This is a genomic window from Arthrobacter sp. C152, assembly GCF_054890965.1.
Genome location: NZ_JBTZSU010000022.1, coordinates 1 through 22765, shown reverse-complemented (window position 1 = coordinate 22765; position 22765 = coordinate 1). Strand labels below are relative to the sequence as shown.

Genomic DNA, 22765 nt, shown 5'->3' with positions numbered 1-22765 from the left:
GGTCCAACCACACTCTAGGGCATGTGGTCCAACCACATCAACTACCATGTACCCATGCGCACCCACCAGCTTGTCCTGTCCTGGATCGAGAATGAGCTCTCCGCTGGACGGCTGGCCCTGGGCGGCCGGCTTCCTGCCGAACGCAGCCTGGCTGAACGGCTCAAGGTATCGCGCACGTCGGTGCGGGAGGCCATCCGGATCCTGGAGGCGATGGGGGTGGTGCGCGCTGGAGTGGGTTCGGGGCCCGAGGCCGGAACGGTGGTGATTTCGGACCCGGCGGCGGCGCTGGGCTCGGCGCTGCGGCTCCATGTGGCCACCCAGCACCTGCCGGTGGCGGACATCGTGGAAACGCGGATCCTGCTCGAATCCTGGGCTGCCGCCAAAGCCCGGCCGGACGCCCCCGAACTGGACGAGGCGGCGGACCTGCTGCGGGCCATGGACGCTCCCGGGGGCCTTGCCGTCAACGACTTCCTGGCCCTGGACGTCCGCTTCCACTTTGCCCTCGCGAACGCGGCAGGCAATGCCGTGGTCAGCGCCATGATGGGCTCGCTCCGCGAAGCCATCCAGGGCTATGCCGCCGACCTGACCGCCAATCTTCCGGACTGGGAGGCCACGGCGTCGCGGCTGCGGTCGGAGCACCGGGACATCCTCGCCGCGGTCAGGGAGGGCGACGGCGGCCGGGCGGCGTCGCTCGTGGCCGCACATATCGAGGGGTACTACAACGAAGCCGGGCTGGGCGGGGATAACCCGGCCCAGCCCGGCCACGGAAGCTAGCGGACCTCGATCTCCAGCACCTGGAAGTCGTCTTCGGCGTGCCGGCCCACCAGGATCCGGAACGTTCCGCGCTCAAACTGCCAGCCGCCGTCGTAATGCGCGAACGAGCGGGCCGGGATCCGGACCTCCACGCTCTCGGTGCCGCCGGGCGCAAGGTGCGTGCCGGCGTACCCGGCAAGCCACCGGACGGGACGCTCGATGGCCGATTCCGGGCGGTCCAGGTACACCTGCACCACTTCGCGGCCTGAGCGGTTCCCGGTGTTGCGGACCGGGATGTGGACCACGACGTCGGAACCGGCCGGAACCGACTGCCGCGCGTGCGGGGCACCCAGTTCGAACGTGGTGTAGCCCAGTCCGTAGCCGAAGGGCAGGGCCGGTGCGGCGCCGCCTGCGGCCTGCTGCTTGAGCCAGGCGCGGTAGCCGACGTGGATGCCCTCGGAATAGACCACCTTGCCGTCAACGGGGGTGGTGTCCAGCACGGGCACGTCCGCCAGCGCCGCGGGCCAGGTGGTCGGAAGCCGGCCGCCCGGTTCCTCGGTGCCCAGCAGGATGTCGGCCAGCGCGCGGCCGAACTCCTGGCCGCCGAACCAGCCCAGCAGGACCGCGCCCACCCGGTCCAGCCACGGCATCAGGACCGGTGAACCGGAGTTGACGACCACCACGGTGCGCGGGTTCACGGCGGCCACGGCCTCGACGAGCCGGTTCTGGTGGCCGGGGAGGTCCAGGTCCTTGCGGTCGAAGCCCTCGGACTCGATGGCTGCGCTGGTTCCCACCACCACGACCGCCACATCGGCGCCCCGTGCCGCTTCCACCGCCGCGTCGATTTCGGCCTGCGGGTCCTCGACCACGGTTTCCTCGCCCAGGAGGATGGCGGTGAAGGGAATGGCCTGCTCCCGGGGCAGGTGGTACACCGCCTCGATCCGGACAGCATCGCCGGCGGCCGTGGTTACGGGGTGGACGGTCTTGGGCGGATCGAACAGGGCCGCGCCGAGGACATCGGTATCGTCCTCGATCTCGCCGTTGAACACTTCCTCGCCGTTCAGCGACAGGCGGATCCGGCCCACGGTGCCGACGCCGAGGTGGTGGATGCCCGCCGTCGGGGCCGTCCAGTCAGCCTCCATCCGGATGGCTGCGGCGCCCTCGGGAATGCCGACGCCGAACCAGATCAGGTGCGAGGCCAGCCGGTCCTCGCCCGAGATTTCCGTCCCGTCGCCGGCCAGGAAGGTGACGCGCATGCCGGGCACATCCGACACCGGGTTGTGCAGCGAGGTGCGGGGGAACGCCTGCAGTCCCTCTGCCACCTTGGCGCCGCGGGAGTAGGAGACGCGGACGCCGCCGGGGAGCGCTTCGCGCAGGCCCTGCAGGGGCGAGACGGTGTATTTGGGCATGACGGTGGCGCTGCCGCCGCCCTGGGTGCGTGCTTCGTCGGCGTTGTGTCCGCTGACGGCCACGCTTCCCAGCGCTGCCGGGTTCAGGGGGAGCAGGTTCTCCTTGTTGCGGACCAGGACTGCGCCGCGGACTGCCACTTCGCGGGCGACGGCGGCGGCGTTGAGCTGTGCCGGAAGGTCCGCCACGGCGGGGGAGACGCCGTCGAGCGAGCCCACGCGGGCGGCGAGCCGCAGGATGCGGACCACTTTCTCGACGATGGCGGACCTGCTGACGCGGCCGTCATTGACCGCCGCGAGCAGCTTGGGCCCCCAGTGGCCGACCGGCCCCGGCATCTCCAGGTCCTGGTGGGCGTTGGCCGCCTCGACCGAGCGGACGCCGGTCCAGTCGGAGACGACGACGCCGTCGAAGCCCCACTCGGTGGACAGCGGCGTCTCCAGGAGGCTGTTCTCGCTGGCGGTGGTGCCGTTGATGGAGTTGTAGGAGCTCATGACCAGCCAGGCACGGGCTTCCGTGATGGCGTCTTCGAAGGCGGCCAGGTACAGCTCGCGCAGCGGGCGCTCATCCACCACCGAGTTGGAGGTGAAACGCTCCGTTTCGGCCTCGTTGGCCAGGTAGTGCTTGGGGGTTGCCCCAACGCCCATGGACTGCACGCCGGCCACATATCCGGCGGCCATCGTGGCGGTCAGCCGCGGGTCCTCGCTCATGCACTCGAAGTGCCTGCCGCCCAGCGGGGAGCGGTGCAGGTTGATGGTGGGGCCCAGGACGGCGTGCACGCCCTTGCGGCGCGCCTCCTGGCCCAGGACCTGGCCGTAGCGGTGCGCGGTTTCCACGCTCCAGGTGGCGGACAGGGCGGACGACGACGGCAGCGACACCGAGTCGTGCCGCTCGTCAAAGTCTTCGCCGCGGACGCCGGAGGGGCCGTCGGACATGACCACGCGGGACAGGCCGATGGAAGGCAGGGCGTGCGTGGCCCAGACATCAGCACCCGTCAGCAGCTGGATCTGCTGTTCGAGGCTGAGGCTGTCGGCAAGCTCACGGATGCGCGCCTCGGCATCCGGCGAGCCGGCGGCGGGCGCCGTGACGGCGGGGGAAAGTGCGGGGTTCATCTACTTGACTCCTTTGATGCGGGTGACGAGGACCGCGCCGATGATGCCGACGACGGCGCCGCCGATGAAGAGTGCGGGGTAGCCGCCGAGGGTGATGACGGGGAACGCGAGGGCGGGAACGAGGGACTGGGGCAGCGCCTGGGCGATGTTGAAGACGCCGAACGTCTTGGCGTTCTCGCTCTGGCTTCCGGGCAGCAGGTCGGTGATGAGGGCGACGTCGACAGCTCCGAAGCAGCCCAGGCCAAGGCCCGCCAGCGCCTGGCCCACCAGGACCTGGTCGGTGCTGCTGCTGGTGGCGATCACCACGAGGCCGGCCATCATGATGATGGCGGACGCGATCACCATCGCCTTGCGCTTGCCGATCCGGTCGCTGATCCAGCCGCCGGCTAGGCTCGTGACCACGGTGCCCGCCGAACTGACCAGGGTCGCCTGGAAGACCAGCGCAGGGACCTGCGTTTCGGCGACGTGCAGGTGGTCTGCGAAGAAGTAGGGCAGGTACAGCAGGCCCGCGCAGTAGCCGACGTAGACCAGGAACTTGGTGAACCACGCCCAGCCCAGCCCCGGGTAGCGGCGCGGGTTGAAGTAGAAGGAACCGGCAATTTCCTTCAGGCTGAGCGGCGCCGGCTTTTCGGCAAGGACGCGGTCCTTGAAGGTGAAGGCGAAGGCGAGCGTTACGACGGTGCCTACCGCCCCCGGAACCACCGCCATCTGGAAGGCGTTGTCGAACAGCTGGGCGAAGTATGCGGCGGCGACGAGGCCAACGGGCAGCGTCATCCCGATCAGGCCGGAGAGGCGGCCGCGTTCGGCGGGTGCCGTCTGGTCCGGCAGGGTGGCCACCAGCGCGGCCAGTGCCGCGTTGAAACCGAGCTGGGCGATGACCCAGGCGGCCAGTACTCCTGCCACGTTGTCCGCGGTGCCCAGCAGTACCAGGGACGCCATTCCTGCCAGGGAACCGCCCACGATCCAGGGCTTGCGCATGCCGAAGCGGGACGTTGTGCGGTCACTCAACCGGCCGAAGAACGGGTTGGCGAGCAGGGCGATCAGGGCGCCGACGCCGGCAACCAGGCTCAGTGCCCCGGCGCGGGTTTCCGGCGTGGTGATCTCCGAAACCTTGATGGCCAGGACGACCAGCGCCGGTGCCAGGACGGCCATCCAGAGGCCGGCGCTCGCGATCGGCATGCCGATGACATAGGCCCGCGGGGTGCGGGCGGCTGCTCCTGCGGGAGCGGTTTGAACGGTGCTGGGTGAGGTTCCGCCGGCCGGCAGCCCGGCGGAATCCTCGGTGATGGTCTTGACGGCCACGGTGCCTCCTGACGAAAAGCGACCCTCCGTTGGGTCCTGCAGAAGATAGTAGCGGTAAAAATCAAGTCTGACTAGGTTTTATGGATCCGGCGTGAAATAGACTGGTCGGATGCCTTCATCAAAGCCCCGTGGCCAGTACGCAAAGGGAGCGGAACGCCGCGAACAGATCATCCAGACGGCGACGGATGTTTTTGCCACCGAGGGTTTCGAAGGCACTGCCCTCAAGCGGGTGGCGGAGCTGGTCGGGGTCAGGGAGGCCACCCTCTTTCACTATTTCCGGGGCAAGCAGGAACTGCTGACCGCGGTCCTGGCCGAGAGGGACCGCCGCAGCCTCTCGGCCATGGGGGCGGAGGAGGCCGGCCTTGCGCTGATGGTGCGCTCCGCCGAACGCAACCGTCGTGAGCCGGGGCTGACCACCCTGTACGCCGTGGCCTCAGCCACCGCCAATGACCCGGAGCATGACTCGCATGCTTACTTCAAGGAACGGTACGCCGAGGTCGTTGACGTCCTGGCGGCGGACATTGAACACCGCCAGTCGGCCGGGGAAGCGCGCGCCGACCTCCCGCCGAGGGACCTGGCCCGGCTGGTGGTGGCGGTGTCCGACGGCCTGCAGCTTCAGTGGCTGTACGACAAGGACGTGGACGTGGCGGACGGACTGCGCGGGTTCATTGACGTGCTGCTGAAGCCCCCGGCCGCGTAGCGGCGCTCAGCCGTGGACCGTGCTTCGCGGTGCCTTGGCCGGGCCGGTGCTGGCGCGGACTTCCAGCCGCGGCTGGTACCTGCCCGGGGCCTCGTTGCCTTCCTTGCGGATCAGCGCACGCAGCTGGTGCCAGGCCTGCTCGCCCAGTTCGGTAATCGGCACGGCCGCCGTGGTGAGTGCCGGCGTCGTATACTTGGCAAAAGGGATGTCGTCGAAGCCGGTCACTGAGATATCGCCGGGAACGTCCAGGCCCCGCTCGTGCAGGCCGCTCATGAGGCCCATGGCCACCAGGTCGTTGAAGGCCAGGATTCCGGTGGCGCCGCTCGCCAGCACGGCATCCACGGCTTCATGGCCGGTGTCGAAATCCGAGCCACCTTCCAGCATGGTGACGTCCACCTGGGGGTGTTCGGCCCGAAAGGCCTCCAGCCCCTTGAGTCGCATCCCGTTGGAGGCGCTGCGCGGCGGACCCGCCAGGAAGGCCAGGCGGGTGTGGCCCAGTTCCACCAGGTGCCCGGCGATGTCCTGCACGCCCTGCCCGTAGTCCACCACCAGGCTGGGGACGCCCGGGGTGGAGGTGGTGCGGTTGATCAGCACCAGCGGGTGCAGCGATGGTGCGATTTCCTCCAGTTCCGCGTCACTCATGCGCGGCGCGCAAAGCACCAGACCGTCGCAGCGCCGCCTGGCCTCGCCGGCCAGGATGGTCTCCTCGCTGGAGACCTCGAAGGAGTCGGCGATCAGCACACGGTAGCCGTCCTGGGCGGCCGCCCGGCTCAGGCCGCGGAGGATCGCCTGGAACGTGGGGTTGGCCAGGTCCGGCACCACGATCCCGATGGTGTCGGTCTTGCCCAGGGCGAGGCTGCGGCCCACCGGGTTCGGCTGGTACTTCAGCTCGGCAGCGGCCGCGCGGACACGGGCGGCGATATCCGGGTCCACCGTGAAGTTGCCGTTCATCACCCGGGAAACCGTGGCATGCGAAACGCCGGCCTTAATTGCGACATCAGCGATGCCGATCCGGCCGCTTGCCGATTTCCTGACCATGGGGAACCCTTCGTTGAACTCTGGATCACAGCATATACCGGGATGGGAAACCGATTTCTACTGTTTTCCCGTGTTTTCCCGCCCCTTTTCCGGCCAGCGCGGAGGGCCGCGGACCGTCAGTCCCAGAAAACGGTTTCCTCCAGTGCTGGAAACGGTTGACGGATGGGTGCCGGGGTTGGTACAAATCATATAGCGATCCAAGAAAACGCTTTCTCACAACGGTGCAGCAGAGTGCCGCCGCCTCAATGACAACGGCCGTCCCAACGGCCGGGCAAGCCTTCGAAAGGGACCCCATGGTCAACACAGCCGAGACCACTTCGGCCGCAGCTGCCCCCACGCCCGGAACGGCCGCCGGCAGGGCGCGCATCGCCCTGATCGGCACCGGCGGCCGGTCCGAGATGTACATCCGCGCCATCTACGGCGAGCACGCGGACACGGCCGAGCTGGTGGCCTTTTCCGATGTGAACCCGGGGCGGGTGGAGTTTTACCAGAAGCTCATCCAGGACCTCGGCGCCCCCGGGCCGGTCGCTTCATTCGACCCGGCCGACCTCACCGCCTTCATCCATGCCCACAGCATTGACCGGGTCATCGTCACCACGCCGGACTACACCCATGCCGACTACATCGTCGAGGGGCTCCGGGCCGGCGCGGACGTCGTCGTCGAAAAGCCCCTCACCATCAACGCCGAGGGCTGCCGCCGCATCACCCAGGCGGTGCACGAGACCGGCCGCAACGTGGTGGTCACCTTCAACTACCGCTATTCGCCCCGCAACAGCGCGCTCAAGGAAATCATCCAGAGCGGAGTGATCGGCAAGGTCACCTCCATCGACTTCAGCTGGGTCCTGGACACGGTTCACGGCGCGGACTACTTCCGCCGCTGGCACCGTGAGAAGAAGAACTCCGGCGGCCTGCTGATCCACAAGGCATCCCACCACTTCGACCTGGTCAACTGGTGGATCGACGACGTCCCCGAACGCGTCTTCGCCTCCGGCGGCCTGAAGTTCTACGGCGACAAGAACGCCGCGGAGCGTGGCCTGGGTCCCCGGCCCGAACGCGGAACGCCCGACGCCGATGCGCCCGCCGCGGAAAGGGACCCGTTCGCGCTGGACCTGAGGGAGGACGAGCGGCTCAAGGCCCTGTTCCTGGACAACGAGCATTACGACGGTTACCGCCGCGACCAGGACGTCTTCACCGGCGGCATCACGATCGAGGACAACCTTGCCCTGGTGGTGGAGTACCAGGGCGGCCCGCGCCTGAGCTATTCCCTGAACGCCCACAGCCCCTGGGAGGGCTACCGGGTGGCCGTCAACGGCACCGAAGGCCGCGCCGAGCTTGAAGTGGTGGAGCGCGCCGCCGTCCTGCACAGCACCGACAAGAAGACCGTGGTGGACCCGAGCGCCACGCCCGTGGAAGAAGAGGACGCCGTGCGCCGCAACGGTGAGCGCCTGGTGGTCCAGCGCCACTGGGAGGCTGCCTACGAGGTGCCCATCGTCAACGGTGAAGGCGGCCACGGCGGCGGCGACGCGCTCCTGCTTTCGGACCTCTTCAACGGCCCGGGCGAGGATCCGCTGGGCCGGCCGTCCGGTTACCTGGACGGGCTGCGGTCCGTGTCCGTGGGCATCGCCGGCAACGAGTCGCTCGAATCCACCCTGCCCGTCCGCATCGCTGACCTGGACCTCGGCGTCGACCTTCGCCGCGGCAAGTAAAGGAAAAACCATGAGCAGGATATTTGTCACCGGCGGCTCCGGCCGGCTGGGCAGGAGCGTGGTGGCGGGGCTGGCCCAGGCCGGCCACGAGGTGGTCTCCGTGGACCGCGACGCCATTCCGGCCGGGCAGGTGCCGGCCGGGGTGGTCGAGGAAACCGCGGACCTCCTGGCTCCAGGGGAGGCGCTGCGACTGATCGGGGAAACAAGGCCCGACGCCGTCATCCACCTTGCCGCGATCGCCGTCCCGTTCAGCGCACCCGAGGACGTCATTTTCGCCACCAACACCCGGCTCGCCTTCGCCGTCATCAGTGCAGCGACGGAACTGGAAGTGCCGAAAATCATCACCGCGAGCAGCCCCACCGTCCTGGGTTACGGGTCGCCCGCAGGCTGGCTGCCGCCGTCGTTCCCGCTGGACGAACGGACGCCGCCCAAGCCCTGGAATGCCTACGCACTGTCCAAGCTCATCGCCGAGCAGACCATGCAGATGTTCGCCGCAGCCCAGGGGGAGAAGATCCGCTACGCCGCGTTCCGGCCCTGCTTCGTCATCTCTCCTGAGGAATGGGACGGTGCCCCCACCCAGCAGGGCCACACCCTGGCGGAGCGCCTCGCCGATCCGGCCCTGTCCGCCCCGGCGCTGTTCAACTACGTGGACGCCCGGGACGTGGCGGATTTCCTGGACCTGCTGCTGCAGAAGATGGAGTCAATCCCCAACGGCGAGACCTTCTTCGTTGGCGCCGCCGATGCCCTGGCCACGGCGCCGCTGGCGGAACTGATGCCCGGATTCCTGCCCGGCAGCGACGCCATCAGCGGCGGTCTCGGCGGTACCAGCCCGGCGTTCTCCATCGCCAAGGCCCAGGAACTGCTCGGCTGGCAGCCGAAGCGCAGCTGGCGCACCGAACTTAAATCCATGCTCAACGACGAGACCTCCGCGCTGGTGGCAGCCGGCAGCGGACCCAAGGAGACACCATGAAATTCGACGGCGTACTGTTCTTCCCCGTCACCCCGTTCACTACCCAAGGCGCCGTGGACGTGGACCTGCTCAAGGAGCACATCGGCTCCCGGCTCCCGTTCGGCCCGGGCGGCGTGTTCCCGGCCTGCGGCACCGGTGAATTCCATGCCCTCAGCATCGACGAGGTCCGCACCGTGGTGGCGGCCGCCGTCGAGGTAGTGGCCGGGAAGGTCCCGGTGGTGGCCGGCGCGGGTGGCCCCCTCGGCCATGCCCTCGCCGCAGCCCGTGCGGCCGAGGAAGCCGGTGCCGACGCCCTCCTGGTGCTGCCGCCCTACCTGGTCACCGGGCCCACCGACGGGCTCGTGGCCTATATCGAGGCGGTGGCCAACGCCAGCAGCCTCCCCGTGATTGTCTACCACCGCGGGAACGCCAAATTCACCGCTGCCTCCATGGCCCGGCTCGCTGCCAACCCCAAGGTCATCGGCTTCAAGGACGGGCTGGGCGACGTGGGCCTGGCCCAGGAAATCGTGACCGCCGTCAAGGCCGCCGGGCGGGAGGACTTCGCCTTCTTCAACGGCCTGCTCACCGCGGAACTGACGCAGGGCGCCTACCGCGGCCTGGGCATCCCGCTGTACTCCTCGGCCGCGTTCGCCATGGCGCCAGAGATCGCCAAGGCCTACTACGACGCCTACGTCTCCGGGGACGAGGACCGCCGCAACGCCCTCCTCGAAGGCTTCTACGCACCCCTGGTCCGGCTGCGCGACCAGACCCCCGGCTTCGGCGTTTCGCTGATCAAGGCCGGCCTGCGGCTGGGCGGCCTTCCCGTAGGTTCCGTTCGTGCGCCGCTGGTGGACCCCACCGAGGAACAGCTGGTGCAGCTCAAGGCCATCCTCGCCAAGGGCTACGAGCTGGCCGGCCGCTGATGGGCGCACCGGCCGCCGCAGCGGTCCGTACAACACCCCGCATCACGGGGCTGTCCACCCGCCTCATCACCGTTCCGCTGCGGCGGAACTGGGGCGCGGAGGCACCGGAGAACCACGTGATCGCCACGCAGATCCACACGGACGACGGCGGCGCGGGGCACGGCTTCTCCTGGACGCCCACCATCGGCCCGCAGGCCGTGAAGGCACTCCTCGACTACGACATCGCCCCGTTCGTCACCGGCCTTCCGGCCGCGCCCGACGCAGTCTGGGACGCGCTGTGGAAGCGGCTCCACGAGGCAGGCGGCGGCGGGCTCACCACCATCGCGATGGCAGGAATCGACCTCGCCTTGTGGGACCTGCAGGCCCGCCACGCCGGCACCTCGGTGACCGGACTCCTCGGCCAGCGGCAGGAATCCGCCGAAGTCTACGGGTCCGGCGTGAACCTGCATTACACGCTGGAGGAGCTCGTAGGGCAGACCGAACGGTGGGTCGCCGCCGGCCACCAGGCCGTGAAAATCAAGGTGGGCAAGCCCGACCTCCGCGAGGACGCGGAGCGGGTGGCCGCCGTCCGCTCCGTCCTGGGTCCGCACCGCAGGCTTATGATCGACGCCAACCAACGCTGGGACCTGCCCACCACCTTCCGCGCCCTGGACGTACTCTCCGAATACGGGCTGGAATGGCTGGAGGAACCTCTCCGGGCGGACGACCTGTGGGCTTACCGCCGGCTGCGCAAGCACTCGCCGGTACCCATCGCCCTTGGCGAAAACCTACATACCATCTACCGGTTCCGCGACTTTATTGAGGCGGAGGCGGTGGACATCATCCAGCCGAACATCATCCGGGTAGGCGGGATTACCCCGTTCCGGCGGATCGTGGAGCTGGCGCGGACCCACAGCATCAAGGTGATGCCCCACCTGCTCCCCGAACTGTCCGGGCAACTGGCACTGACCCTGGCCGAGCCCACGCTGGTGGAGGACGTCGAGGAGGCGTCCTTCGAGCAGCTGGGGATCCTGGACGGACCGGCACCGGTGCGGTTCGGCAACAGCCGGGTGACCCTAACGGACCAGCCGGGCCTCGGTTTCCGCTTCCGGGACGCGCCCTGACCACACATTCCAACAACGAACAGGTTCCTGACGTGACAACTGCAACGCTATCCCTGTCCGACCTCACTGCCGCAGCCACGGAAGCGGCCCGGGTTTCCGCCGCCGCGTCCGATGCCGAGCGTGCCGCCTGGCTCACCGCCGTGGCCGACGCACTGGATGCACATGCCGCGGAGCTGGTGGAAATCGCCGATGCCGAGACCAGCCTCGGCGCTCCCCGCCTGACCGGTGAGGTGGCCCGGACCACCGGGCAGCTGCGCCTGTTCGCCCGCGTGGTCACCGAGGGCTCCTACCTCGAGGCCATCATCGACCACGCGGACCCCGGTGCCACCCCGCCCAGGCCCGACCTGCGCCGCATCCTGCGGCCCATCGGCCCGGTGGCCGTGTTCTCGGCGTCGAACTTCCCCTTCGCGTTCTCCGTGGCCGGCGGCGACACCGCCTCGGCGCTCGCCGTCGGCTGCTCCGTGGTGGTCAAAGCCCATTCCGGCCACCTGCGGCTCTCGGAACGGACCGCGGAGATCGTCGCGGACGCCCTGCACAGCGCCGGCGCCCCGGACGGGCTGTTCGCGCTCGTCAGCGGGCGCGAGGTGGGAAAGGCGCTCGTCCAGGATCCCGCCATCAAGGCCGTGGGCTTCACCGGTTCCATCCCCGGCGGCCGCGCCCTGTTCGACCTCGCCACCTCCCGGCCCGATCCCATCCCGTTCTACGGCGAGCTGGGCAGCCTCAACCCGGTGGTCATCACCGCGGCAGCACTGGATGCACGCTCCGCTGAACTCGCCGCCGGGCTCGCAGGGTCCTTTACTTTGGGTGCCGGCCAGTTCTGCACCAAGCCCGGCCTGGTGTTCATCCCCGCAGGAACGGGCTTTGCAGCGGAGGTGGCAGAAGCCAGCAAGGACAAGCCGGCCCACGGCATGCTGACCGGCCGGATCGCGGAGGCGTACCCGGACGGGCTGCGCAGCTTCGCGGCCGTGGACGGCGTGAACATCGTCAGCGGCAGCATCGACCAGGACGCGGCGGCCAACGGGGCCGCGCCCGTGGTGTTCGCCACCACCGCGGCCAAGGTGCTCGAGCGCCCGGAACAGCTGCTGGAAGAGTGCTTCGGCCCCACCACCATGCTCATCGAATACAGGGACCAGGCCGAACTGTCCGCGGTCCTGGCCAAGGTACCCGGCAGCCTCACGGCCACCCTGCACGCCCAGCCGGGCGAGGACATCGGGGACCTGGTGCAGCAGCTCTCCGGCCTCGCCGGCCGGGTCCTGTTCCAGGGCTGGCCCACCGGCGTCGCCGTTAACTGGGCCCAGCAGCACGGCGGTCCGTACCCGGCCACCACGTCGCTGTTCACCTCGGTGGGCGCGACGGCGGTCCGCCGCTTCCAGCGCCCCGTCGCCTACCAGGACGCTCCGGAAACGGTGCTGCATCCGGGCCTGCACGACAGCAACCCGCTGGGCATCCCGCGCCGGGTGGACGGGGAACTGCAGCTTCCGTAAACCAAAAAAGCTGGAAACAGCCAAGAAAACCCCGGGACTGCGCGGTCCCGGGGTTTTCTTTGCGCCTTGGTCCTACAGCTGCAGCGTGACCGGCCGCTGCAGGCCGTTCACGGTGGTGGTGGGCCAGCGCGGATCCACTGTCAGGACCTGCAGGCCGGACTCCGTGAGCTGCACCGTGTCCTCGATCTTCACGCCGGGCCCCGACGGGTTCCACGTGAACGTCTGGCCCTGGACCACCGTGTCCGTGACGGAGGCCGTGACCCGGGGGTCACGTCCCGCGTAACCGGCCGGTCCGCCCTGGTGGTGCTGTTCCCACTGGTCCGCGCCGAACCCGTGCCGCTGGTAGGAGACCTTGATCCCGGCGAAGATCCCGTCCAGCCGGGCGCCGGGGACCGTGGCGTCAAGGATGTCCGCTTCCACGGCCGCGATGCGTGCCTCGGCGTCGAGCTCTTCGGCAGTCCCGCCGTCGAACCTCACCCACCGGGTGATGTTGGCCACCAGTCCGTCCCGGCGGGCGCAGACCACGGCCATGGCACGCCGGCCCAGCGGGGAGTGGGTGGCCAGGGGGTGCCGGAATCCGCTGCGGGAGCTGCCGTTGCACAGGAGTACCAGTGGCTCCGCGCCCGCAGCTACCACCCGGGCCGCCACGGCCGAGGCCACCTCAAACTCCGTGGTCTCCGGGGCCGTGGCGGACAGCACGTCCGTCATGATCTCCGCCAGCTCCGAACACAGCCGGGCGTATCTGGCGCTTTCGGCCGGGAGCAGCTGCTGGCGTGCGGCGCGCAGCTCGGCAGCCACTTCGGCTTCCGGCAACGGAGCCTGCGCACCGGTCCCGAGGGCGGCGGCCTCCTGGTGCAGGTTCCCGTACCAGGGCACGGTGTGCAGGGTGACCCCGGCAGGGAGCTCCTCGGCAGCGATCCGGCCGGCCTCGTTGTTGAACGTCACCAGGTGGTCGCCGTTGCGGTCCACCAGCAACGCGGCGATCGGGTCCCCGGCCAGGCTGATGTGGACCCGGCTGCCGTCCAGGTACCAGGTCAGAGCCGTGTGGGTGGCCAGGAGCACGGAGTCCCGGCCTGCCGCGTCGAGGATGTCCAGGACGCGCCGGCGCTTGACGGCACGGTCGGCCGGGGACGCCGGAGCCTGCCGTGCCCGGAGCTGTGGAAGTGCTGTGGCTGCTGTCTGCGTCATGACGGGTCCCCCTGCTGGTTGATCAAAGCTTCGATGTCGGTGGTGGCCAGGCTGCCGTCGGCCACGAAAACGGTGATCTGCCGCCGTACCGGGCGGCCCGGTGCGGCGATGACGGGAGTGTCCCACGCCAGTGACTGGCCCACGCCCGGATACCCGTCCACGCGGACGAACCACGGGTCCGTGGACCCTTCCGGCGCCACGAACACCAGGGTGGCCGGGCCGCCGTCGAACTTTCCCGACCACGCGAGCCAGCGCGTGGCGCTGCCGTGCGTCTCCGCCTCGCCGCTGCCGGACGCTGTCCACACGGTGGCGTCCGCGCAGGCGGGCAGCCGCCAGAAGAAGCCGCCGTAGCCGCCTTCGAATCGGCCGTTGGACCCGGGGCTGCCCAGGCTGACCGGGCTGTCGCCGGCCGGGGAGAGTGCGAAGTCAAGCGACAGGCGCCAGATGGAGGGCGCGACGCCGGACCACGCCCAGGTGCGTTCCTCCCGAAGGAGCGGGGCGCCGTCGGGACCGTTCCAGCTCAGGGTCTCCTGCAGCTTTCCGGTGGTGGCGGGCCCGGCGTCGGTGTCCTCAACAGCGGTGGCGGTGACTTCGATGCTGCCGTGGTCCGGACGCCAAATGTACTGCCCGGCGTCGCGGGTGTACGTCCTGCCGCCCCAGAAGTTGACGCCGTCCACGTCCTGCAGGGCGACCCCGGCCCCGAGGTGCCAGACGTGGTCCAGCGGCAGGTGGTCGGTCACCACGGTGCCGTTCAGCGTCCGGACCGGGTGGAGGTAGGGCCGCGGCGAGGAGACGGCGCGGATGCGGCTGCCGTCCTGGTACCCGGCCACCGGGCGGCCGTCCAGGGTGAGGGTGCGGGAGGGGGGAAGCTGCCGGGCCCAGGGGACACCGAGTTCGGCGAAGGTTGCCTGCGCCTTGGCGGCGCGGCCCATCACGTCACTGATGCCGTGCACTACTGGGTGGGCGTCGTCGCCCTCCCCTTCCCAACTGATGTGCGCAGCGTCGATCGGGGCCGGCGCGGGCGACGTGCGGATGGCTTCCAGGACAGCGGTGAACGCGCCGGTGTCCTCCAGGGCGCAGAGCAGCGGCGCCCCCGTGGACCTGGCGTCCAGGAGGTTCTCCAGCAGATCGGTGCGGCCGAACGTTTCGCGGCGCTCGCCGTCGGGGGTGCTGACGACCACCTCGTCCCGCGTGTAGTAGAGGGTGATCTCCCCGAGGGTGCCGTGCACTGTCACGGACGGGTCCAGCTGCCCGGGGGCGCACAGTGTCATGGCGCACAGCAGCGTGGCCCCCTGGGCGGTGCGGATCCGGAGGACGGAGGTGTCGTCGCTTTCGGTGTCGTGCGCCCGGTACAGGTCCGTCTCCACGGACGCGACATCGGCGAGCGTGCGGGCTCCGGCAACGTGCAGCGCGGTTGCCACGGCGTGGGCCAGCGCATTGGTGGCCACCCCGTCCACTACGTCCACGCCGTCCAGGCTGCGCCTGCCGGCCCAGCGTGAGCGTTTGAAGTAGGCCTTGCTGCGTACCCACTGGCCGGTGGCGCTGATGCCCAGGATGTCCCCGATTCCTCCGGACGCCACCAGGCCGGCTATGGCCGGCAGGGCTGCGGACCCCAGGCTTTGGAAGCCCGCCTGGACCAGGCGGCCATTGTTCCTGGCCGCCGCCAGGACGTCCTCGAACTGGGCCAGGGAGGCCACCGGGGGCTTCTCCACATAGACATCCATGCCCGCGGACAGTGCAGCGGCGGCCAGCGGGGCGTGCGTCTGGATGGGAGTGGCGAGGATGACGACGTCGGCGCCCGGTTGGGCGGCCAGCAGGGCGGCAAGGTCCGGGAACACCGCCACGGATTCGGCGAGAGTGCCGGGCGCGGGCGGGTTGGGATCGGCGACCGCAACCAGTTCCAGTCTGCCGGCTTCCTGCAGCCGTGCCAGGTTGGCCAGGTGCCGTTCGCCGAAGCCGTGGACGCCGACCAGGGCAATCCGGGGAACGGCGGCGGGAGGTGTGCCGCTGCCCGCCATACGGCCGGGGTCGGAAGCGGCGAAATGCTGAGTGGTCACGGGGTTCCTAGGAGGTGTCGGTTGGAGTCGGGCGCCGGGGGGTCCAGTGTTGCGGCCAGGAAGTCCAGGGCTTCGTCCTGCATGGGGGATGTGAAGATGTGGCCACCGGGCCAGAAGCTGCCGGTGTAGCGGGCCGTGCCGGCGTGCAGGGATTCCAGCATCGCGTGGGCCTGCCGCATGCCGTCTTCGGGGAAGAGTTCGTCCGCGAGGGCGTACTGCACCAGGAACCTGGCGGTGTCCGTGCGGGTGGTGAGCTCCGGCCAGTCACCAAGTTTCCAGAGCCCTGGCGTCTGCAGGAGCCACGAGTGGGCATCGAGGTAGGCCGGCAGCAGGGACTCGAAGGTGGTCATCATGCAGGTGACCACCGCGGCGCGGATCCGGGGACTCAGCGCGGCCAGGGCCAGTGAACGGCCGCCGCCACCCGAGAAACCGATGCAGCCCAGCCGTGAGCTGTCCACGCCAGGCATGGTTGCGAGGATCTCCAGTGCTGCGAGGTCGTCGCAGGCCACCATGCCGGCCAAGCTGGTGCCAAGCAGCCCGGCGGTCTTGGCAACGGTGTCCTCGTGGAAGCCCGCCGCGGCGTTGTAGTCATCGGCTTCGGAAGGTACGACGCCGTCCTGCCGCCATTGCGCGCGCCGCGCCTCCAGCGCGGAGGCGGTGCGCCAGGGGGGAGTGGAGAGATCGAATTTGCGGCTGCCCCACGCAAAGGAGTCGTGGGCCAGGACGGCAAAGCCGCGGCGCGCAACGCCGCTGGCCAGGGCCCGTCCGTCATAGTGGCCGGCCCGGGCGGCGCCAGCCGACGGGTGGGTATCCGGCAGTTCCACCAGCCGGTCGGCGCCGCCGAACTTGTTTCCGCCGTGGCAGTGGAGGGCCAGGACGCCCGGCAGTGGACCGGAACTTCCGGCCGGACGGACCAGCCAGCCCGTGGTGCGCGGCCCGAAACCCAACTGCCAGCTGAGCTGGGAGGTGGTGGCGCCGTCGTACGTTTCCTCCCAATGGACGCTCACATCCACCGGCCCGCAGGACCCGGGGACGCCCAGGACGTCCGCCAGTTCCTGGGCGCGGGGGTCTGCAGCCGTGTGGCGCGGATGGCTGCGCATGTAGGCGGGCCAGTCTTCGTAGCCGGCGATGGCGCTGGGCCGTGCTGTTCCACCCATGTGGCTGCCTCCTTTCGTCCAGCTGCGTTGTTCCCGGACGGGTTATGCGAGATTTTGGTTGACCTCGGAAATCAGGCCCTTGGCGGCGTCCCGCGGTGAGATCTTTCCGAAGAGTACATCCGTGTTGTAACGGTTCAAAACTTCCATGGTGGCCGATGACCCTGCCGGGAAAGGCTTCGGGGCTTCGACATCCAGTTCCGCGATCCGGTCCAGGTAGGCAGCCTCCTTTTGCTGCGTCTCCTTCAGCAGCGGGGTGATGGCGGCCTTCATGTCCGTGTTGGCCGGCATGCCGCGGTCGCTCTTGATGAGCTTGGCGGCGTCAAGGTTGTTGACCAGGTAGTTGATGAAGAGTGCCGCTTCCTTGGGCTGGGACGACTTGGCGGAAATGGCGTATTCCATGGAGGAGCGGAGCCAGGCGCCCGGCTGCTTGCTTTCGCCCGGAAGCTTCATCATCACCAGCGGCGAGCCGGAATAGGACGTCATCTGGTTGCTCCAGGAGATCTTCATGCCCTGCTTGCCCTGGCCCATCAGCGTCATCTCCGGCTGCGCGGAGCCGTCCTCCACGGTCTGCGACGCGGACGGGGCGCCGCCGGTGTCCATCAGTTTCTTGTTGAGTTCAAACCACCGGGTGAGGGTGTCCTCACTGATGCCCATCTTCCTGCCGTCGCCGGTGTAGAGCTCCTCGCCGTTCTGCCGGGCCCATACGGCGAGGAAGGAGTCGTTGGACATCGGCGTGGTGCCGAACGTCCCGGCCGGTGATTTCCTGGTGAGCTCGGCGGCAATGGTGGCGTAGTCGTCCCACGTCCAGGTTTCATCGTTGGGCAGGGGCACGCCCGCGGCCTCGAAGACCTTGGGATCGACGACCATGGACATCGAGTTGACGCCCGCCGTGAGGGTGTACTGCTTGCCCTCGATCTTGCCCAGGTCCACGGTGCCTTCCGCGAATTTGGAGGTATCGATCTGCTCCTTGACCCTGTCCAGGTCCAGCAGCACGCCCCGGCTGGCGTATTCGCCGGGATAGGCGCCGCTCATCGCAAACACGTCCGGCGTCGTGCCGCCGGCGATCTGGGTGGCCATCTTGTCCCAGTAGGAGCTGTATTCGGTGTTTTCGCCCTGGACCTTGATGGTGGGGTTGGCTGCTTCGAAAGCCTTGATGACTTCCATGGTGGTTTTCGCCCGGGAGTCGTTGCCCCACCAGGCGAAGCGGATGGTTACAGGGTCCTCCGCCGTGCCCACTTTGGCGGCCGGCTGGCTGTTGCCGCAGCCGGTCAGGGCCAGTGCCAGTGCTGCGGCCGCGGCGGCCAGGCCCCTTGCGGATCTGCTGAGACCAAACTTCATTGTCGTGCCCCTCATCGTGAGTTGTTCCGCGCAAGTCCGGCGCGTAACAGAAAGCGTTTTCTCAAAAACTAACAAAGGGCTATACAGGAGTCAAGAAACCGTTTACTTTGGTACGGAGCCGCTTTTTCGACAGCCTTCCCGGCGGTACTGGACCACTCCGCAGCTTACCGGTTGCGGAGGAGCCATCATCCGGGAAGCAGCTGGACCCATCGCCCAGGCGGTGGCCACAACTTGGAGGCCACGATGACCAAAGGAGACCACATGGCCGCACACCCAATTCCCGGGACGCCCCCGCCGGCAGCAACGCCGGCCGCGGGCCTGACACAACGGATGGAGCAGCCCGCGTGAGTGCCATCAGCGAACTTTCCTCTTTGAGCCGGCGGAAGGGCAAAGCCACCGCCGAAGAAAAGAAGGCCAACAGCCGCGACAACAAGGCTGCCTACATCTTCCTGCTGCCGTGGCTGGTTGGCCTGGTGGCCATCACCATCGGTCCGATGCTGATGTCCCTCTACCTTTCCTTCACCGATTACAACCTGCTGCAGCCGCCCGAATGGACCGGCCTGCACAACTTCACCCGGATGCTCAGCGACGCCCGGCTCCACAACTCGCTGCGGGTCACCTTCACGTACGTCTTCATCGGCGTTCCGCTGCAGCTGGCCGTGGCACTGCTGATCGCGCTCGTCCTGGACAAGGGGCTGCGCGGGCTGCCGTTCTACCGTTCCGTGTTCTACCTGCCCTCCCTGCTGGGCGGCTCGGTGGCCGTCGCCATCCTGTGGAAGCAGATCTTCGGCACCACCGGCCTGGTGAACCAGGTGCTGGCCATGTTCGGCATCCAGGGACCCGGCTGGATTTCGGACCCCAGCACAGCGCTCGGGTCGATCATCCTGCTGCACGTCTGGACGTTCGGCGCTCCGATGATCATCTTCCTGGCGGGTCTGCGCCAGATCCCCACCATGTACTACGAGGCCGCCAGAGTGGACGGCGCCACCACGCTCCAGCAGTTCTGGCGGATCACGCTGCCCATGCTGAGCCCGATCATCTTCTTCAACCTGGTGCTGCAGATTATTGGTTCGTTCCAGTCGTTCACGCAGGCGTTCATCGTCTCCGGCGGCAACGGGGGCCCCTCCGACTCCACCATGTTCTTCACGCTGTACCTCTACCAAAAGGGCTTCGGCCAGTTCGACATGGGCTACGCCTCCGCCATGGCGTGGGTGCTGCTGCTCATCATCGGCGTGTTCACCGCCATCAACTTCATCGCTTCTAAGTATTGGGTTTTCTATGACGACTAAGCTGGAGACGCTGCCCGCCCCGGACAGGAAGTCCGCGGGGGCCGGCAAGCCTACGAACCGCAAGCCCCGGGTCCGCGAGTCCCGTGGAACGCTGGCCTTCAGCCGGGCCCAGCGGGGCAAGGCGCTGATGAAGCACGGCATCCTCATCCTGGCCGGCGGCCTGATGATCTATCCGCTGCTGTGGATGGTGGTCTCCTCGCTGCGGCCCAACGAGCTGATCTTCCGCGAGCCCGGCCTGTGGCTCAACAGCCTGGAGATGAGCAACTACACGTCCGGCTGGTCCGCGCTGACGCATCCGTTCGGCCACTACATGCTGAACTCGGCCATCGTGGTCATCGGCTCAATCCTGGGCAACCTGGTCTCGTGCTCGATGGCCGCCTACGCCTTCGCCCGGCTGCAGTTCACGGGCAAGAAGCTCTTCTTCGGCATCATGCTGCTGACCATCATGCTGCCCTTCCACGTGGTGATCGTGCCGCAGTACATCCTGTTCTCGCAGATCGGCTGGGTGAACACCTTCTGGCCGCTGCTGGTCCCCAAACTGCTGGCCACGGACGCGTTCTTCGTGTTCCTCATGGTCCAGTTCATCCGCGGCATTCCCCGGGAGCTGGATGAAGCCGCACGGATTGACGGCGCCGGGCACCCGCGGATCTTCCTGCGCGTCATCCTGCCCCTGATGGTGCCGGCGCTGGCCACCACCACGATCTTCACCTTCATCTGGACCTGGAACGACTTCTTCGGCGCCCTGATCTACCTGACGGACCCCGACATGTTCACGGTTCCGGTTGCGCTGCGGGCCTTCGTGGACTCCCAGTCAGCCACCAGCTGGGGTTCACTGTTCGCCATGTCCATCGTGTCCCTGCTGCCCGTCTTCCTCGTCTTCCTCTTCGGACAGAGGTTCCTCATCAAGGGCATCGCCACCACCGGCATCAAGTAGCCCACACGTTCGTGCCAGCGGCCCGCCCTGGAGGCGGGCCGCTGGTGTGTTCCGACGGGATAATTTCAGCACCGCGCACGTCTTGTATTACAAGTATTGAACTTGTAGTCTTAATGCCAGAAAGCGCTTTCCACGATGGCGTCGCCTACACCAAACTCCACCCACAATCCCCAAGATCAACGAAGATCGGAGTACTCAGTGCCGCTTTTTCCCCGACCTGCGTCTGCAACAAAGCAGCCAGCAGGAAATTCCCCATCGAGAACCACGCGCCGCACCCGTAAAGCCGGCGCAGTTGCCGCTGCCGTCGCCGCCGTCATGGCCCTCAGCGCCTGCGGCGGGGGAGCGGCCCCGCAGAGCGCGGACGGCACCGTTGAATTGCGCTTCTCCTGGTGGGGCGGCGATAAGCGCGCCCAGCTGACCCAGGAGGCCATCAAGCAGTTCGAGGCCGAGAACCCCAAGATCAAGATCAAGCCGGAATTCGGCGACTGGAGCGGCTACTGGGACAAGCTGGCCACGCAGGTGGCGGCCAATGACGCCCCGGACATCATCCAGATGGACGAGAAATACATCACGGAGTACTCCAGCCGCGGTGCCCTCCTGGACCTGTCCAAATACGACATTGACACCTCCAAGCTCGACGAGAAAGCCCTCAATGCGGGCAAGGGCGAGAAGGGGCTGACGGGCATCGCCGCCGGCATCAACGCGGCCACGATCCTGGCCAATCCTGCCGTCTTCAAGGCTGCCGGCGTCCCCCTCCCGGACGACACGAAATGGACGTGGGAAGACTTCGGACGCATCGCCGCCGAGATCACGGCCAAGTCGCCCAAGGGCACCTACGGGGCGGCCGCCTATGGAACGGACGAAGCTTCCCTGGGCGTATGGCTGCGGCAGAACGGCAAATCGCTCTACACCTCGGACGGCAAGCTCGGCTTCGAGCCGGCCGACATCGCCGAGTGGTGGGCCTTCCTGAAGAAGCTCAGCCAGGACAAGGCGGTGCCGTCCGCTTCCGAGGTGGTCGAGGCCGAGGCGGCTCCGCTGGACCAAAGCGGACTGGCCACCGGCAAGAACGCCATGGCCTTCTGGTGGTCCAACCAGGCCCCGGCGCTGGAAAAGGCATCCGGCGGAGACCTGAAGATCCTGCGGTTCCCCACCAAGACCGGTTCCGCTGCCGACGCCGGGCTTTGGTACAAGGCTTCCCAGTTCTGGTCGGCCTCCTCGCGGACCAAGCACCCCCAGGAAACCGCCAAGTTCATCAACTTCCTCACCAACAACGTCAAAGCCGGTGAAGCCCTGCTGGCCGACCGCGGCGTCTACCCGAACTCTGAGGTCCGGGCGGCCATCCAGTCCAAGCTGACCCCGGCCGACGTCAAGGTGGTGTCCTTCATCGACCAGATCAAGGACGAACTCGGCGAGGCTCCGGCACCGCCGCCGAAGGGCGCAGGTGCCATCCAGGAAATCATCAAGCGCTACACATCGGAGGTCCTCTTCGAGCGGCTCTCGCCCGAGGAAGCCGGCAAGAAGGCAACCGACGAGATGAAGTCGGCCATCGCCAGCTAGTCCTCTGGCAGTTCGTCTTCACCCCGCCAACACGGCTCCGGACAGTCGGGAAGGAAACCTCCTTCCAGGCGTCCGACGGCGGGTGGCAGCTCCGCCCCGGCGGGAACCGCGGGTTCCTTCCGGGGCGGAGCTGTGTCGTTGCCGGCTTCAGTGTTGATCTCCAGCACCGCTACGGTACGCCGGTCCTTCGTGCCGTGGCACGCTTCCTGGACAGAGCACGCTGTCTGGCTGCTCCGCCCCTCCTGGATGTGCCGCCCTTCCTGGCTGCTCCGCCCTTTACGGAAGCTGCCTGCTGGGAAAGCGGGGGGTGCCCATGAGTGCGTGGCGCTATCACCCTTCCCAAAATCTGGACGGCATTGGGAGGCTGGGCTTGTTCGGCCGGGGATGGGCGCGCGGCGTATCGATATTGATCTATCCCGGCATGTGCAGTTCCCGGCAGTAGTGGTGTTCCTGGCAGGGGCGGCGACATCGAGTGGTAGGTGTGTCCGGTTGTGGTGGTGGTTTCCATGGTGTGGCGCAGGCCGGGAACGGGCTTGGCGGTCCAGCCGGGGGTTTCTTTGGTGTGGTTGCAGGCTTCGCAGAGGCCTTGGCCGTTGACGGCTGTGGTGGGGCCGCCGTTCTGCCAGGACATGATGTGGTCGTGGTGCCGGATGGGCGCGTCACAGTAGGGGGTGCGGCAGGTGTCGTCCCGGACCTGCAGGAAGCGCTTCAATCCCGGCGGGAAGAGCCTGGCCTTGGAGTCCATCGCCACCAGTTCCCCGGTGCCGGGGG

18 protein-coding genes are annotated in these 22765 nt (G+C 68.1%); 10 read left to right on the top strand and 8 right to left on the bottom strand.

The window, feature by feature from the left end; genetic code table 11:
• Nucleotides 1-54: 54 nt before the first annotated feature.
• Nucleotides 55-774 carry a FadR/GntR family transcriptional regulator gene (locus ACYSM9_RS14735; RefSeq protein ID WP_461857696.1) on the top strand — a complete coding sequence of 240 codons (720 nt, stop codon included), beginning with the start codon at nt 55-57 and terminating at the stop codon, nt 772-774.
• On the opposite strand, the gene ACYSM9_RS14730 is transcribed toward ACYSM9_RS14735, so the two are convergent.
• Together ACYSM9_RS14730 and ACYSM9_RS14725 are read right to left on the bottom strand one after the other, a co-directional pair.
• The gene (locus ACYSM9_RS14730) at nt 771-3269 is read right to left on the bottom strand and encodes a beta-glucosidase family protein (RefSeq protein ID WP_461857695.1); all 2499 of its coding nucleotides are present in this window, start codon (nt 3267-3269) and stop codon (nt 771-773) included. The two genes, ACYSM9_RS14735 and ACYSM9_RS14730, sit on opposite strands and share 4 nt — an antisense overlap.
• Nucleotides 3270-4571 carry an MFS transporter gene (locus tag ACYSM9_RS14725; RefSeq protein WP_461857694.1) on the bottom strand — a complete coding sequence of 434 codons (1302 nt, stop codon included), beginning with the start codon at nt 4569-4571 and terminating at the stop codon, nt 3270-3272.
• Between the two features lie 109 nt (nt 4572-4680).
• Between ACYSM9_RS14725 and ACYSM9_RS14720 the strand changes: the two genes are divergently transcribed.
• Entirely contained in the window at nt 4681-5271 is a 591-nt protein-coding gene (locus tag ACYSM9_RS14720) for a TetR/AcrR family transcriptional regulator (RefSeq protein WP_461857693.1), read from the top strand.
• Between the two features lie 6 nt (nt 5272-5277).
• Here the strand turns inward: ACYSM9_RS14720 and ACYSM9_RS14715 are convergent, their stop codons facing one another.
• Nucleotides 5278-6309 carry a LacI family DNA-binding transcriptional regulator gene (locus ACYSM9_RS14715; RefSeq protein ID WP_461857692.1) on the bottom strand — a complete coding sequence of 344 codons (1032 nt, stop codon included), beginning with the start codon at nt 6307-6309 and terminating at the stop codon, nt 5278-5280.
• 293 nt (nt 6310-6602) lie between these two features.
• On the opposite strand from ACYSM9_RS14715, the gene ACYSM9_RS14710 reads away from it, so the two are divergent.
• Genes ACYSM9_RS14710 through ACYSM9_RS14690 form a run of 5 tightly spaced genes read left to right on the top strand, consistent with a single transcriptional unit; the run spans nt 6603 to nt 12474 of the window.
• Nucleotides 6603-8015 (top strand): Gfo/Idh/MocA family protein, encoded by a 1413-nt coding sequence (locus ACYSM9_RS14710; protein ID WP_461857691.1) that lies wholly within the window; start codon nt 6603-6605, stop codon nt 8013-8015.
• A 10-nt stretch (nt 8016-8025) separates the two neighbouring features.
• Nucleotides 8026-8985, top strand: coding sequence for an NAD-dependent epimerase/dehydratase family protein (locus tag ACYSM9_RS14705; RefSeq protein ID WP_461857690.1), 960 nt, complete (start codon nt 8026-8028; stop codon nt 8983-8985).
• The gene (locus ACYSM9_RS14700; RefSeq protein WP_461857689.1) at nt 8982-9887 is read left to right on the top strand and encodes a 5-dehydro-4-deoxyglucarate dehydratase; all 906 of its coding nucleotides are present in this window, start codon (nt 8982-8984) and stop codon (nt 9885-9887) included. Before ACYSM9_RS14705 ends, ACYSM9_RS14700 begins: the two co-directional genes overlap by 4 nt.
• Nucleotides 9887-10990, top strand: coding sequence for a mandelate racemase/muconate lactonizing enzyme family protein (locus ACYSM9_RS14695; protein WP_461857688.1), 1104 nt, complete (start codon nt 9887-9889; stop codon nt 10988-10990). The genes ACYSM9_RS14700 and ACYSM9_RS14695 overlap by 1 nt, the downstream gene beginning before the upstream one ends.
• A 32-nt stretch (nt 10991-11022) precedes the next feature.
• Complete coding sequence (locus tag ACYSM9_RS14690; protein WP_461857687.1) at nt 11023-12474, top strand: aldehyde dehydrogenase (NADP(+)); 1452 nt, start codon at nt 11023-11025, stop codon at nt 12472-12474.
• Nucleotides 12475-12546: 72 nt separating this feature from the next.
• Here ACYSM9_RS14690 and ACYSM9_RS14685 read toward each other — a convergent pair whose 3' ends face one another.
• From ACYSM9_RS14685 to ACYSM9_RS14670, 4 genes are read right to left on the bottom strand one after another with little or no spacing between them, the layout of a single operon-like run.
• The gene (locus ACYSM9_RS14685; RefSeq protein WP_461857686.1) at nt 12547-13662 is read right to left on the bottom strand and encodes a M24 family metallopeptidase; all 1116 of its coding nucleotides are present in this window, start codon (nt 13660-13662) and stop codon (nt 12547-12549) included.
• The gene (locus ACYSM9_RS14680) at nt 13659-15680 is read right to left on the bottom strand and encodes a DUF6807 family protein (protein ID WP_461857731.1); all 2022 of its coding nucleotides are present in this window, start codon (nt 15678-15680) and stop codon (nt 13659-13661) included. Before ACYSM9_RS14680 ends, ACYSM9_RS14685 begins: the two co-directional genes overlap by 4 nt.
• Nucleotides 15681-15715: 35 nt before the next feature.
• Nucleotides 15716-16876 carry an acetylxylan esterase gene (locus ACYSM9_RS14675; protein WP_461857685.1) on the bottom strand — a complete coding sequence of 387 codons (1161 nt, stop codon included), beginning with the start codon at nt 16874-16876 and terminating at the stop codon, nt 15716-15718.
• Between the two features lie 42 nt (nt 16877-16918).
• On the bottom strand, nt 16919-18214 hold the full coding sequence (locus ACYSM9_RS14670) for an ABC transporter substrate-binding protein (RefSeq protein WP_461857684.1): 1296 nt from the start codon (nt 18212-18214) through the stop codon (nt 16919-16921).
• A 344-nt stretch (nt 18215-18558) separates the two neighbouring features.
• On the opposite strand from ACYSM9_RS14670, the gene ACYSM9_RS14665 reads away from it, so the two are divergent.
• The 3 genes from ACYSM9_RS14665 to ACYSM9_RS14655 all read left to right on the top strand — a co-directional run bounded on the left by ACYSM9_RS14665 (nt 18559) and on the right by ACYSM9_RS14655 (nt 21994).
• Entirely contained in the window at nt 18559-19503 is a 945-nt protein-coding gene (locus ACYSM9_RS14665; protein WP_461857683.1) for a carbohydrate ABC transporter permease, read from the top strand.
• Complete coding sequence (locus ACYSM9_RS14660) at nt 19493-20437, top strand: carbohydrate ABC transporter permease (protein WP_461857682.1); 945 nt, start codon at nt 19493-19495, stop codon at nt 20435-20437. Before ACYSM9_RS14665 ends, ACYSM9_RS14660 begins: the two co-directional genes overlap by 11 nt.
• Before the next feature lie 198 nt (nt 20438-20635).
• Complete coding sequence (locus ACYSM9_RS14655; RefSeq protein WP_461857681.1) at nt 20636-21994, top strand: ABC transporter substrate-binding protein; 1359 nt, start codon at nt 20636-20638, stop codon at nt 21992-21994.
• Between the two features lie 169 nt (nt 21995-22163).
• Here the strand turns inward: ACYSM9_RS14655 and ACYSM9_RS14650 are convergent.
• On the bottom strand, nt 22164-22765 hold a 602-nt coding region (locus tag ACYSM9_RS14650; RefSeq protein WP_461857680.1), incomplete at its 5' end, for an HNH endonuclease.

Bases quoted from the DNA above. Each gene is read 5' to 3' on its own strand.
- ACYSM9_RS14735 (WP_461857696.1), top strand. From the start codon at position 55: ATGCGCACCCACCAGCTTGTCCTGTCCTGGATCGAGAATGAGCTCTCC.
- ACYSM9_RS14730 (WP_461857695.1), bottom strand. From the start codon at position 3,269: ATGAACCCCGCACTTTCCCCCGCCGTCACGGCGCCCGCCGCCGGCTCG.
- ACYSM9_RS14720 (WP_461857693.1), top strand. From the start codon at position 4,681: ATGCCTTCATCAAAGCCCCGTGGCCAGTACGCAAAGGGAGCGGAACGC.
- ACYSM9_RS14715 (WP_461857692.1), bottom strand. From the start codon at position 6,309: ATGGTCAGGAAATCGGCAAGCGGCCGGATCGGCATCGCTGATGTCGCA.
- ACYSM9_RS14710 (WP_461857691.1), top strand. From the start codon at position 6,603: ATGGTCAACACAGCCGAGACCACTTCGGCCGCAGCTGCCCCCACGCCC.
- ACYSM9_RS14705 (WP_461857690.1), top strand. From the start codon at position 8,026: ATGAGCAGGATATTTGTCACCGGCGGCTCCGGCCGGCTGGGCAGGAGC.
- ACYSM9_RS14700 (WP_461857689.1), top strand. From the start codon at position 8,982: ATGAAATTCGACGGCGTACTGTTCTTCCCCGTCACCCCGTTCACTACC.
- ACYSM9_RS14695 (WP_461857688.1), top strand. From the start codon at position 9,887: ATGGGCGCACCGGCCGCCGCAGCGGTCCGTACAACACCCCGCATCACG.
- ACYSM9_RS14685 (WP_461857686.1), bottom strand. From the start codon at position 13,662: ATGACGCAGACAGCAGCCACAGCACTTCCACAGCTCCGGGCACGGCAG.
- ACYSM9_RS14680 (WP_461857731.1), bottom strand. From the start codon at position 15,680: ATGGCGGGCAGCGGCACACCTCCCGCCGCCGTTCCCCGGATTGCCCTG.
- ACYSM9_RS14675 (WP_461857685.1), bottom strand. From the start codon at position 16,876: ATGGGTGGAACAGCACGGCCCAGCGCCATCGCCGGCTACGAAGACTGG.
- ACYSM9_RS14670 (WP_461857684.1), bottom strand. From the start codon at position 18,214: ATGAAGTTTGGTCTCAGCAGATCCGCAAGGGGCCTGGCCGCCGCGGCC.
- ACYSM9_RS14660 (WP_461857682.1), top strand. From the start codon at position 19,493: ATGACGACTAAGCTGGAGACGCTGCCCGCCCCGGACAGGAAGTCCGCG.